This window comes from Paraburkholderia sp. 2C, assembly GCF_054589215.1.
On record NZ_BAAILL010000071.1, the window covers coordinates 1 to 12,349 of the forward strand.

Here is a 12,349-nt window from a genome sequence, read left to right on the forward strand (position 1 = left end):
GATGCGGTCGCACATGAACACCGCTTCCTCGATATTGTGCGTGACGATCAGCACCGACTTGATCGGCATGCGGCCCTGCGTCCACAGGTCGAGCAGGTCGGTACGCAGCGTTTCGGCGGTCAGCACGTCGAGCGCGGAGAACGGTTCGTCCATCAGCAGCAGCGTCGGATCGACCACCAGTGCGCGCGCAAAGCCCACACGCTGGCGCATGCCGCCCGACAGCTCGCGCGGATACGCATTCTCGAAACCGTCCAGACCGATCAGGTCGATCGCCGCCAGCGCGCGTTCGCGCCGCTCGCGCGCGGGCACGCCCTGCGCTTCGAGCCCCGCCTCGACGTTCTGCAGCACCGTGAGCCACGGAAACAGCGCGAAGGTCTGGAACACCATCGCGACGCCTTCGGCGGGCCCGTCGAGCGGCTTGCCCATATACGTGACTTCGCCGTCGGTCGGCTCGATCAGCCCGGCGATGATGCGCAACAGCGTCGACTTGCCCGACCCCGAACGGCCGAGCAGCCCGACGATTTCGCCTTCGCGCAGCGACAGGTCGACACCGTCGAGCACAAGCTGTTCGCCCTGCATTTTGTTGAAACCGTGGCGCACGTTGTCGACCCGCAAGACTTCGACGCCCGCTTGCGGCGCATGGTCGAGCGCTTCATTCAATAGCAGTTCAGCATTCATTTGAACCTCCCTCAATCGAGCCGGAGTCTGGACTCGGCGTAGGCATAGAGCGGGCGCCACAGCGCGCGGTTGAATAGCGTCACGTACAACGACATAACGGCAATGCCGAGCACAATCTTTTGAAAATCGCCGTCCGATGTGGTCTGCGCGATATAGGCGCCGAGCCCGTGCGCGGCGAGCTTCGTGTCGCCCCACTGCACGGCTTCGGCAACGATGCTCGCATTCCACGCGCCACCCGACGCGGTAATTGCGCCCGTGATGTAGTACGGAACGATGCCGGGCAACATGACGCGGCGCCACCATTGCCAGCCGCGGATATGAAAATTCTTCGCCGCCTCGCGATAGTCGTTCGGATAGGCGCTCGCGCCCGCAATCACATTAAACAGGATGTACCACTGCGTGCCGAGCACCAGCAGCGGCGAAAGCCATACGTCCGGGTTCAGATGCCAGCGGACGATCGCGATCACGAATACCGGAAACAGCAGGTTCGCCGGAAACGCGGCGAGAAACTGCGCCAGCGGCTGGATCTTTTCCGCGAGCCTGGGGCGCAGCCCGATCAGCACGCCAAGCGGCACCCAGATCAGCGAGGACAGCAGGATCAATGAAAACACGCGTAACAGCGTGATCGCGCCAAGCACGAATACATGGCCGACATCGGCCGCCGTGACGCCCGTGCGCACATAGCTGACGACGCGAAACAGCGCATACGTGGCAACGACGAACACGACGACCGACCAGATCGCGTCGCCGAGCTTGCCCGCGTCGCGCTGTGAGCCTTTCGCCGCGGTCGCCGTCCGCGGCAGCAGCGCCGGCGGCATGCGCAGCGGCCAGCGCGCCGCGTTCGCCAGCATCATGCCCGCGGGCAGCAGCATCCGGTGCACGAGGCGGGTGCCGCGGATCAGGTCGAGCAGCCACGACTGCGGCGCATTGCTCGAGCGCGTCGTTTCCATGCGGAACTTGTCCGACCACGCGACAAGCGGCCGGAACAGAAGCTGGTCGTACGCGAGTATCACGACCGTCATCGCGACAATCGCCCAGCCGACTGCCGCGAGATTCTTCTGCGCGATCGCCTGCGCGAGATACGCGCCGACGCCGGGCAGGACGATGGTGTTGTTGCCGACCGTAATCGCCTCCGAGGCGACCACGAAGAACCAGCCGCCCGACATCGACATCATCATGTTCCAGACGAGGCCCGGCATCGCGAACGGCACCTCGAGCTTCCAGAAGCGCTGCCAGCCGGTCAGATGAAAGCCGCGCGACACTTCCGTCAGATCGCGCGGCACGGTGCGCAGCGACTGATAGAAGCTGAACGTCATGTTCCAGGCCTGGCTCGTGAAGATCGCGAAGATGGTGGCAAGCTCGGCGCCGAGCACACGGCCCGGAAACAGCGCGAGAAAGAACGTGACCGTGAACGAGATATAGCCGAGCACCGGCACGGACTGCAGGATGTCCAGAATCGGCACGAGCACTTTTTCGGCGCGGCGGCTCTTCGCCGCGAGCGTGCCATACACAAGGGTGAACACGAGCGACGCGACCATCGCCGCGAGCATGCGCAAGGTGGTGCGCAGCGCGTAGTCGGGCAGGTTCGCGGGATCCAGCGAAACCGCGTGGTCGCGCAGCGTCGACATCGGCGCCCACGTCTGGTGCAGGCCGCTTGCCGCCATCGCGATCACACAGAAAATCAGCGGGAAGGCGACGAAATCCCAGCGGTTTGGCAGCACGCGCGTGGCCGATGCGAGGGGCGTCGGGATTGTATGGAGTTTGAAATTCATCGTGCGTTACCAGACACTGTTTTTTATGCGGCAGAAGCTGTCCGATGTTTCGCCGCGGCCGGAGCGGCCGGCAAGACATCGGTGCGGGGCGTGGCGCCGTGTGCGCGGCAACGGCGGCGTGGCGAACCGAAGGTGCGCCGCCGGATCGGCGTCGCGCCCCGCATGACACGAACGGCTTCGTGTCAGCGACCGCCCGATTTCAGGCCGCGCCAGAAGGCGACGAGCCGATGAAGTGCGCCTGGACGCGCGGCGGGCATCGCGTCGAACGAGTCGTGCGACGCGAGAATGTCAGGCAATTGAGGCAACAGAAGAGCGAAGTTCATGAGGTTTCTCCAGCGTCCGGCGGACGCAACTTGCCGAAGCACGCTTTACCCGAGAAACGCACACCTCACTTCGCTGAGGTGGACGTCTACCGGCTGGCTCCGGTCAGACACAAAGGCAATGCGAATGGGCTGAATGGCCGTATGGGATAACTGTCACTGTCTGGCATTTCGACATCCTTACCGATGAACATGGGCATACAGGCTTATGCACGACGCCGCTTTATGCTAACGGCGCCCGCATAAAGCGGACGTAAATATTGGCACTACGATTCCACACCGCGAACGCACAGTCGCGATGCAGGTCATCCAGGCGCGCGGATGCCGCGTCCAGATAGACTCAACAGGTGCACGGGGGATCTTGCAAGACGCGCACCGCCTGCCTGAGGGCAGAACGGCGGCCAGGAAACTGCTGGGGAGGGCGGACGTTCCGTCGTTCAGACAGACAAACTGTTCGAAGATCGACTACTGCTGGAGTCCAATGACGGCCCCTTTTGTGAAGACTCGCGGATTTTAATCAGCCGGACATTGCCGAGTCAACCTTATCCGTGAACCCGTGTCCGATAAACCACCCAGCCTTCAAAGCTTACGGCGCCCAATCCGCTCTGCCCGCTCTGCCTCAGGGCCGCCCCGCTTTTTCGTCGCATCCGGCCGCGTGGTATCGATCTCACACGTCTACGAAATTTTTGCTTGCGGCTTTGGGGGGGCCGTGAATAAAATCCGCCCGTCTCGATAAAAGGAGTCCCTTGTGGACACTTGCTCAAGTAGTGGAAGTCCGATGCCGGCCAAAGCCGGCGCCATTGCGACGAGCTAGCCGCGAGGATCATGCCTGGCCGCTAGCTCCCTGTTTCGGAGTTAGCGCGCGTCTTTCCGCACGCTTACTTTGTCTGACCGTTTTCGCCTGCTGCAGGACTTTGCGAAGACGGCCGCGTTTCGATACGTCGCCTGTCCGCATACGGACAAGCTGGACAGAGGTGTCTATGTTCATTCGCCCGATTGACCCGATTGTTACGCGTTTCGCGAAGGCGTTCGGCTTTGCGATGCCTTTCGCGCTCTGCAGCGTGCAGGCGCTCGCGCAGTCCGACGACGCGAACCCCGCCGCGCAGGCACCGGCACAGCCTTCCGCGCAAACCGCGGCACCGATCCCTGCATCAAACCCTGCATCAAACCCTGCGTCGAACCCCGCACCGAATTCGGCACCGGATTCGGCGCCAACCGACCTCTGGAACCGCGCAACGTTGTTCGGCGATCTCGGCGGCCTGCGCCCGTGGCTCGGCCGTTACGGCGTGAGCTTCGGCCTGCAGGAAACCAGCGAGTACCTGAACAACCTGTCGGGCGGCACCGCGCGCGGCGGCGCATACGACGGGGTCACCGAATTCAGCATCGGTGTCGACACGCAAAAGGCGTTCGGCCTGCCAGGCGGCATTTTCAACGTGTCCGGCCTGCAGATTCACGGCACCAACCTGAGCACGCGCAATCTGCAGACCTTGCAGTTCGCGAGCGGCGTCGAGGCCGATGCGTCGACGCGTCTGTGGGAGCTGTGGTATCAGCAGTCGCTCGCGGGCGGCCGCGTCGATATCAAGCTCGGCGAACAAAGCGTCGACCAGGAATTCATGACGAGCGAATACGCAAGCACGTTCATGAATGCGACGTTCGGCTGGTCGGCGCTGCCGTCGGTCGATCTGCCCGCCGGCGGCCCCTCGTATCCGCTCGCGTCGCCGGGCGTGCGCGTGCGCGCGACGCCGAGCGACAAGGTGACCGTGCTCGCCGGCGTATTCGGCAGCAATCCGGCCGGCAACGGCACTGGCGATCCGCAGCAGTTCAACGCGCATGGCACGAACTTCAGCCTGCGCGACGGCGCGTTGATCATCGGCGAGATCCAGTACGCGTTCAATCAGCCGGCCGCGAATTCCGCCAATTCCGCCGCCAATCCCGCCGGCGCCCCGGCCGACGCGCCATCCGCGGGCTTGCCCGGCACGTGGAAGCTCGGCTTCTGGTACGACACGCAGTCGTTCGACGATCAGGGCATCGCGAGCAACGGCGTATCGCTCGCAAGCCCGGCAAGCAGCGGCATTGCGCAAAGCCATCATGGCAACTGGAGCGTCTATGCGGTCGCGGACCAGATGGTCTGGCGCGACAGCAACGGTGGCCCCCGTTCGGTCGGCGTGTTCGCGCGGCTCATGGGCGCGCCCGGCGACCGCAATCTGGTCAGCCTGGGCATGAATGCCGGCGTCACACTCAAGGCGCCGTTCAAAGGGCGCGACAACGATGTCGCCGGCATCGCGGTCGGCTACGCGCGTATCGGTTCGCATGCGCGCGATCTCGCGAGCGTTACCGCACAAACCACACCGGGTTTTCCGTCGCGCAGCGCGGAAACGGTGATCGAAGCGACGTACGATTATCAGATCGCGCCGTGGTGGCAGGTGCAGGGCGACGCGCAGTACTTTTTCCGGCCATCCGGCGGCATTCCGAATCCGGACAATCCGGCCGAGCGCATCGGCAACGAGTTCGTGATTGGTGTGCGCACGACGCTGACGTTCTAAACTGGTGAGGTCTGATCGCACGTGATCACGCCCGAGCGCACATGAGCGCATCGGCGCGACGCGCGCGATCGTGCGATTTCGCCAATCTTGCGCACCTGCGCTAAGTCTGCGCTCATTGCGATGTCCGATCATGGTGCAGTGGGGACCGGAAGACCGGCGAAACGACAATAATCGATGCCGCGCGATGCGACCGATGGCGCCGCTCCCGCCACCATCCATTAAACCGGAGCCGTCTATATGACCACGATCGCCAAGCCCCCCGCTACCCCATCCCCCGCCGCCAGAACGTCTGTTTTTGCTTCGTTGGGTTCGAATCCCTACGGCGTGTTTGTCTGCCTGATGGCCGCGTTGGCCGGCCTGCTGTTCGGGCTCGATATCGGCGTCATTTCCGGCGCGCTGCCATTTATCGCGAAGCAGTTCATGCTCAACGACAGCGTGCAGGAGTGGATCGTCAGCTCGATGATGGTCGGCGCGGCGATGGGCGCGATCGGCGCCGGCTGGCTTGCATGGCATATCGGGCGCCGCTACGCGCTCGGGCTCGCCGCGGTGCTGTTCATGATCGGCTCGCTGTGGTCGGGCTTCGCGAGCAACCCCGAGCACCTGATCGCCGCGCGGCTGATTCTCGGTCTCGCGGTCGGCGTCGCGTCGTTCACCGCGCCGCTGTACCTGTCGGAAGTCGCGCCGCGGCAAGTGCGGGGCGCGATGATCTCGACGTACCAGTTGATGATCACGGTTGGCATCCTCGCGGCCTTTCTATCGAACATCGGGCTCTCGTATGTGGCCGACTGGCGCTGGATGCTCGGCGTGATCGCCATTCCCGCCGTGATCTTTCTGCTCGGCGTGATCGCATTGCCCGACAGCCCGCGCTGGCTGATGGCGCGCAGCCGCATGCCCGAAGCGCAGGCAGTGCTGCAGCGTCTTTACGACGATCCGGCCGATGTCGAGGCTGAAATTCGCGAAGTCACCGAACAGAATGCGCAGCCGAAGCAGGGCTGGGGCCTGTTGCGCGCAAACCCGAATTTCCGCCGCTCGGTGGCGCTGGGCGCGGTGCTGCAGATCTTCCAGCAACTGACGGGCATCAACGTCGTGATGTATTACGCACCACGCATTTTCGGGCTCGCCGGTTTTGCGACGCACGAGCAGCAGTTATGGGCCACGGTCGTCGTCGGGCTCGTCAATGTGATCGCCACGTTCGGTGCGATCGCGTTTGTCGACCGCTGGGGCCGCAAGCCGATTCTCTATGCCGGTTGCGCGGTGATGGCGGTGGGCATGGGTGTGCTCGGACTGCTGCTGCATGCCGGCATTGCGAGCACGGCCGCGCAGATTATTGCGGTCGCTTCGCTGCTGCTGTTTATCGCCGGTTTCGCGATGTCGGCGGGACCGCTCGTGTGGATTCTGTGCTCCGAAATCCAGCCGCAGCAAGGACGCGACTTCGGTATTGCGGTTTCGACATTCGTCAACTGGGCCGCCAATATGGTGGTGGCCGCAACCTTTCTTAGCTTGCTCTCGTCGCTTGGCGAATCGAACACGTTCCTGCTCTACGCGATTCTGAATGTGGCGTTTGGTGTGGCCGTGTTTCTTTATGTGCCGGAGACGCGTGGCGTGTCGCTCGAGCGGATCGGCCAGAATCTGCTGGCGGGCAAGCGGCTGCGCGATCTCGGCAAGATCGATTGACGACGTCGCTGCCATGCGTATGCGCGGCGCGTGAACACGCGCTCGCGCTCATGCCGCTCATGCCGCTCATGCAGTCGCTCGCATCGCGCCCGAACCGGAAATACGCCCGATCTCTCGTTACACAGGATTGACCTGTACGACGAAAGTTGCAACCATCGTCGCGGTCATCCACTGACGAGGGGACGTTCGATGAGCGCGCAGCACACGCTGTTCTGTCCGTGTTGTACCGATCCTTCTCTACGCGGTTTTACACGTCGGCAATTTCTTACCGCCGCTGCCGCACTCGCCGCCGCACCGGGTCTTGCAAGCGCGCAGACCGTTCCTTCGATTTCCTACGAGTCGGTCCCCAATCCGGTGACGCTGCCGAATGATATCTACTTCGGCGAATGCTCGGGTGTCGCGGTCAATTCGCACGGCCACGTATTCGTGCTGTCGCGCGGCAACTCCACCGGCCCCGCCTATGGCGCCGCGGCAGCCCAGTTGCTCGAATTCGCACCGAACGGCAAGTTCGTTCGCGAGATCGGCCACCACCTCTATGCGTGGTCGTTTGCGCATACGGTCAAGATCGATCGTCACGACAATATCTGGGTGACCGACAAGGGCTCGGACATGATCATCAAGTTCACGCCCGAAGGGCGCGTCGCGATGGTGTTCGGCCGCAAACAGGAAGCCTCCGATGAAGACACCGCGCCGCTCAAGCATCCGAATCCGCCGCTGCCCGCGGAGCCGGGGCGTTTCCGTCAGGTGACGGACGTCGCGTGGGACTCGTCCGATAACACGTATATCAGCGACGGCTATATCAACTCGCGCGTCGCCAAGGTGGACCGCAACGGCAACTGGCTTAAATCATGGGGCGATCGCGGCACAGGGCCTGGGCAGTTTCATACGCCGCACAGCATCGCGGTCGATCGGAACAACCATATCTACGTGGCGGACCGCAGCAACCGGCGCATCCAGGTGTTTGACACCGATGGCAACTTTCTGCGGCAATTCACGATCGATGTGCCCGTGCCTTCGGGCGCGCGTCCCGCGATCGGCAATATTCCGAGCGAAGCGGAGGTCGCAGCGGGCACGTTTGCGCCGGGCTCGCCGTGGGCGATCTGCATCTCGCCGGGGCCGAACCCGGTGCTCTATAGCGCGGACGCCTGGCCTGGGCGCATCTACAAGCTGACGCTCGATGGTCAGCTGCTCGGTGTGCTCGGCGAATCCGGCAAGCAGCTCAAGCAGTTCGGCTGGATACACGAAATGGCATGTCCGGCCGAAAACGTGCTTTGGGTGGGCGAGCTTTTGAACTGGCGCGTGCAGAAGCTGATTCTGCATGCGTGACAAGCCATGCTTTACATGGCCAGGGGGCACCGGTGGTGAGTCGTCAATACGCGTCGCTACTGCGCGCCCGCCTGCGTTGGCGCGTGGTGCGCGGGCGGAGTGAACCTCGTCGATTCCCTGACCAGTTGCTCCGTCATCGCGGCCGCAACCGGATTCGCGCCACCGCGCGACGAGGTATCGGAAACATCGTGCATCGAAACGGACTTCGACATATCGGGCGGCGGTAAATTAGGATCGAGCATCGCGGACTGCCTGACGAGCGCCTCGGTCATGGCAGCGCCGACAGCGTTCGATCCCGCGCTCGAGCCAGTATTTGAAGCATTCGAATGGGCGTCATCCGCGGCGCGCTCGCTACGCGAAGCGACGCTCGTTTTCGCATCGACGACCTTGCGAGCATTCGTCACGTCGACGGTTTTGACCGCCTGTTGACGCACGGCCACGCGCTCCTGGGTCGCATTGCCCGATGCAGTGGGCACCGGAGCCGTAGCCGGAGAAGACGCGGCTGCCACTGCTGCGGGACCGGGTTTGCGGTCGAGCAACGCATTGGGAACCGCGACAGGTTTGGGTGGCGGTGCTGCCGCAATACGACTCGCACTCGATGTGGCGGGAGGCGGCGCCACGGCAACGCGCCCCGCACTCGATGTGGCACTCGGCGCGGAGGAGTCCGACGTACCGCCTGCAATCGAGCCCGACGCCACCTGCGCGCCGTTGCTCGCACTCGCAATCACACCTGCTTCAAGTTCGGCTCCTTTTGCCGCGGCCTCTGCGGAGTCGTCACTTTTACTGCCCGCGTGGTCGATTTGCGGGGACATGATGTAAAAAACGAACGCCAGGTCCACCGCGACCAGCACTCCGATGAGCGTCTTACCTACTTTCGTCATATCTGCACCTGCGGACGACGGCCCTTGCAAACGATCCTTTCATGATAGCCGACGCTTCCGCAAACACGCCCTTTTGCGCTGCGGAAAAAAATTGCCCGATATCGACGATTCAGTCTGAAGAAAACAAAAAATATCGCGGAAATAAAGGGGAAATAACGTTTCGGCGAACTCAGGACGCCGTGCGCATCGTGCGATATTCGCGCCGTACGATGTCCATCAGTTCCGCGACCGATGTGCTCGCCGCTTCGCGCTGGTACGTGACACGGCCTCGCTGCATCAGCATCACGCGATCGGCGATATCGAGCGTCTGCGCATAGTTGTGCATGATCATGATGATCGACAGATCGCCCTTCGCCTTCAACCGCAGGATCAGATCGATGATCAATCCGGCTTCGCGTGCGCCCATTGCGGCGAGCGGTTCATCGAGCAGCAGGATCTTCGCGTCCGAATGCACCGCGCGCGCGACCGCAATCGCCTGCCGCTGGCCACCCGACAATTGTTCGACGGGCAGATCGACCGACGGCACGTGCACGCCGATCTCTTCGAGAAAATCCGCCGTGCGAGCGCGCATCGCACGATTGTTGAGCAGCGGAATCGGGCCGCGATGAATGATCTCGCGGTTCAGGAACATGTTGTGATAAATACTCAGCGAATTCGCAAGCGCGAGATCCTGATACACGCACTCGACACCCAGCGCGCGCGCGTGATCGACTGAGCGCAGCATCGTTTCGACGCCGTTCAGAAAGAGTTTGCCGCTCGTCTGTTGAATAAAGCCGGTGAGAATCTTGATCAGCGTCGACTTGCCCGCGCCGTTGTCGCCGAGTATGCCGAGAATTTCGCCTTTCTTGAGCGTCAACGAAACCCCGTCGAGCGCGGTCACCGCGCCGAACCGCTTGACGATATCGTCGCCGCGCAGCGCTTCGACCGGCGCCTCATTGCGCGTCTGAACCGGCACCTCGGGCACGTCGGACATCAGTACTCTCCCTTGCGTGCCAGCCGGACCACATGAATATTGAAGATCATCGCCGCGAGAATCGCCGCGCCGAGAATCATATTGAACGTGAACGCATTGATGCCGATCAGCGTGAAGCCGTCGCTGAGAATGCCGAGCACCGCGGCGCCGATCAGTCCGCCGATAATCGTGCCCGAGCCGCCCGCGAGCGGCGTCCCGCCGATCACGCCCGCAGCGACCGCGAGGAACATGATCTGATTGCCGCCGGCCTGCGGATCGATCGATGCGATGCGATGGCATTCGAGAATGCCGGTCAGGCCCGCGAGCATCGCCGCAATCACGAAGTTGCCGAGCTTCAGGCGCTTGATACGAATGCCCGCTTCGCTCGAACCGAGCGGATTCGCGCCCGACGCCACCGTATGCAGGCCCCAGCGCGTGTGCCTGAGCAATACATGCATGATTGCCGCGAGCGCAACGGCCCAGATGATCTCGCTATAGCCCCACTCGCCCATACACTTCGCAAGCCAGGTGTTTTGCGGCGAGGGGACCGGCGTGCCCTGCGAGATCGTCAACGTGAAGCCGTTGACGAAGAACAGCGTGCCGAGCGTCGTGACGAAAGACGGAATGCGCAAATACACCGTCACCGCGCCATTGATGAAACCGACCACGCCCGCGGCTGCCAGACCCGCAAGTATCGCGAGCCAGACCGGAAAACCCGCCTCGATGCCGAAATACATGATGAACGGCGCAAACGCGAACACCATCCCGGCGGACAGATCGATCTCGCCGCCGATCATCAGCATGATTTCGCCGAATGCAATCAGCGCGACCGGCGCAATGTATTGCGACAGGTTCTGCAGGCTCGCGCCCGACAGCAGAAAATCGTGATTGACGAACTGGAAGTACGCGCAAAGAATCAGCGCGACCACGAAGATGCGCACCTCGCTCGAGCGAATCAGCGACCGCGATAGCAATCGCGGCCGCCGGCGAGCCTTATGTTGATCCGCGACCGAAGACGTCACCCTTTAATCGCTCCCGAGTGAGGGACAATTTGCGGCTTGGTGCTCTTGCCTTCGTAACGCGTCGACGTGTTCAGATACGGATCGACAGAGCCCTTCGTGACGAACTTGAGGCCGGTGTTGATATTGGCCGGCCCGACGAGTCCGCCCGATGCGAGATACGTAAACGCCTCGACTACCGTATAGAAGCCCTGCACGTAGGGCTGCTGATCGATCGTGAAGTCGAGGAAGCCGTCATGAATCAGCTGCACCGTGGTCGGCAGCAGGTCGAAGCCGCCGCCATGCACACCCTTCGACGGCAGATTGTTCTCCTTCATCACCTGCGCCACACCTTGCGTGCTGCCCGCGTCCACCGCGAACATGCCCTTCAGGTCCTGGTGACCAAGGTAGAACGATTTGATCTTCGACAATTCCTCGTTGACGGTCGCGCCGGTCGCGATGGTCTGCACGTCGATCTTCTTGCCCGACTTCTTGATCGCCGCCACGGCGCCGTCGAGGCGCGGCTGGATATTGAGCTGGCCCGGCGTCGCGATAAACAGCGCAACGAGACCGCTATCGACGAGACTCGCGATGCGCTCGCCCATCTGATAGCCGGACAGATACAGATCCTGCCCGATATACGCGAGGCGCGGATTGCTCGAACCCTGGGGCGCATCGGCGTTGTAGGAGAACACGGGAATGCCTGCGTCGAGCGCGGCCTGGATCGGCTTGTCGAAGGCTTTCGGATCGACGATCGGCACGGCGATCGCGTCGGCTTTCGCGGCCACGGCGGCGTTGACCGCGTTCACCATCTCGCCGATATCGGCGTTGGCCGAACCGGTCCACTGGTAGTCCATGCCGAGCAACGCGGTGGAGTCCTGAATGCCGTATTGCGTCGGCACGAAAAACGGATTCGTCGTCACGTGATTGACGAAGACGATTTTCCAGCGCTTGTGACCTGGAAACGGCGCGCCTTCCGCCGCCTGCGCTGGCGTGATTGCGCCTCCCAGCAGCGCCAGTGCGGCGCCTAAGCCCGCGCCCTGCAGCAATCCACGGCGCATTTCCTGCACTTCTTCCCCATCGCGTTCCGGCTTACCGGCCATGTCATCCTCCAGTCTCTTAGTTATTGACTTGCTGTGTGCATGACGGCGCGGGCCAGGAAAGCGCCGGAGCCGGACTTCAATACACCTTACAAACCGCGTGCA

Annotated in this window: 10 protein-coding genes; 3 read left to right on the forward strand and 7 right to left on the reverse strand. The window is 62.7% G+C overall.

Going from position 1 to position 12,349, the window contains the following annotated elements; translation table 11 throughout:
- The 3 genes from ACYPXD_RS32265 to ACYPXD_RS32275 form a co-directional block, all read right to left on the reverse strand.
- Window positions 1–678: ABC transporter ATP-binding protein (locus tag ACYPXD_RS32265; RefSeq protein ID WP_459721828.1), on the reverse strand; the 678-nt coding region annotated here is incomplete at its 3' end.
- Between the two features lie 11 nt (window positions 679–689).
- Window positions 690–2,450 carry an ABC transporter permease gene (locus tag ACYPXD_RS32270; protein WP_459721832.1) on the reverse strand — a complete coding sequence of 587 codons (1,761 nt, stop codon included), beginning with the start codon at window positions 2,448–2,450 and terminating at the stop codon, window positions 690–692.
- A 182-nt stretch (window positions 2,451–2,632) separates the two neighbouring features.
- Window positions 2,633–2,773, reverse strand: coding sequence for a hypothetical protein (locus tag ACYPXD_RS32275; RefSeq protein ID WP_459721834.1), 141 nt, complete (start codon window positions 2,771–2,773; stop codon window positions 2,633–2,635).
- Window positions 2,774–3,810: 1,037 nt separating this feature from the next.
- On the opposite strand from ACYPXD_RS32275, the gene ACYPXD_RS32280 reads away from it, so the two are divergent.
- The 3 genes from ACYPXD_RS32280 (at window position 3,811) to ACYPXD_RS32290 (ending at window position 8,313) form a co-directional block, all read left to right on the forward strand.
- Window positions 3,811–5,313, forward strand: coding sequence for a carbohydrate porin (locus tag ACYPXD_RS32280; protein ID WP_459722408.1), 1,503 nt, complete (start codon window positions 3,811–3,813; stop codon window positions 5,311–5,313).
- Window positions 5,314–5,550: 237 nt separating this feature from the next.
- A complete protein-coding gene (locus ACYPXD_RS32285) occupies window positions 5,551–6,987 on the forward strand; it encodes a sugar porter family MFS transporter (protein WP_459721837.1) in 1,437 nt (478 codons plus the stop codon).
- 189 nt (window positions 6,988–7,176) lie between these two features.
- Window positions 7,177–8,313, forward strand: coding sequence for a peptidyl-alpha-hydroxyglycine alpha-amidating lyase family protein (locus tag ACYPXD_RS32290; RefSeq protein WP_459721840.1), 1,137 nt, complete (start codon window positions 7,177–7,179; stop codon window positions 8,311–8,313).
- Between the two features lie 56 nt (window positions 8,314–8,369).
- On the opposite strand, the gene ACYPXD_RS32295 is transcribed toward ACYPXD_RS32290, so the two are convergent.
- The 4 genes from ACYPXD_RS32295 to ACYPXD_RS32310 all read right to left on the reverse strand — a co-directional run bounded on the left by ACYPXD_RS32295 (window position 8,370) and on the right by ACYPXD_RS32310 (window position 12,247).
- Entirely contained in the window at window positions 8,370–9,194 is an 825-nt protein-coding gene (locus tag ACYPXD_RS32295; protein ID WP_459721843.1) for a hypothetical protein, read from the reverse strand.
- A 169-nt stretch (window positions 9,195–9,363) separates the two neighbouring features.
- The gene (locus tag ACYPXD_RS32300) at window positions 9,364–10,167 is read right to left on the reverse strand and encodes an ATP-binding cassette domain-containing protein (RefSeq protein ID WP_459721846.1); all 804 of its coding nucleotides are present in this window, start codon (window positions 10,165–10,167) and stop codon (window positions 9,364–9,366) included.
- A complete protein-coding gene (locus ACYPXD_RS32305; RefSeq protein WP_459721849.1) occupies window positions 10,167–11,120 on the reverse strand; it encodes an ABC transporter permease in 954 nt (317 codons plus the stop codon). The genes ACYPXD_RS32300 and ACYPXD_RS32305 overlap by 1 nt, the downstream gene beginning before the upstream one ends.
- Window positions 11,121–11,164: 44 nt before the next feature.
- Window positions 11,165–12,247 carry a substrate-binding domain-containing protein gene (locus ACYPXD_RS32310; protein ID WP_459721852.1) on the reverse strand — a complete coding sequence of 361 codons (1,083 nt, stop codon included), beginning with the start codon at window positions 12,245–12,247 and terminating at the stop codon, window positions 11,165–11,167.
- Window positions 12,248–12,349 lie beyond the last annotated feature (102 nt).

Excerpts from the sequence above, each read along its gene's own strand:
- ACYPXD_RS32270 (WP_459721832.1), bottom strand. The coding sequence starts at position 2,450 with ATGAATTTCAAACTCCATACAATCCCGACGCCCCTCGCATCGGCCACG.
- ACYPXD_RS32275 (WP_459721834.1), bottom strand. The coding sequence starts at position 2,773 with ATGAACTTCGCTCTTCTGTTGCCTCAATTGCCTGACATTCTCGCGTCG.
- ACYPXD_RS32280 (WP_459722408.1), top strand. The coding sequence starts at position 3,811 with ATGCCTTTCGCGCTCTGCAGCGTGCAGGCGCTCGCGCAGTCCGACGAC.
- ACYPXD_RS32285 (WP_459721837.1), top strand. The coding sequence starts at position 5,551 with ATGACCACGATCGCCAAGCCCCCCGCTACCCCATCCCCCGCCGCCAGA.
- ACYPXD_RS32290 (WP_459721840.1), top strand. The coding sequence starts at position 7,177 with ATGAGCGCGCAGCACACGCTGTTCTGTCCGTGTTGTACCGATCCTTCT.
- ACYPXD_RS32295 (WP_459721843.1), bottom strand. The coding sequence starts at position 9,194 with ATGACGAAAGTAGGTAAGACGCTCATCGGAGTGCTGGTCGCGGTGGAC.
- ACYPXD_RS32300 (WP_459721846.1), bottom strand. The coding sequence starts at position 10,167 with ATGTCCGACGTGCCCGAGGTGCCGGTTCAGACGCGCAATGAGGCGCCG.
- ACYPXD_RS32310 (WP_459721852.1), bottom strand. The coding sequence starts at position 12,247 with ATGGCCGGTAAGCCGGAACGCGATGGGGAAGAAGTGCAGGAAATGCGC.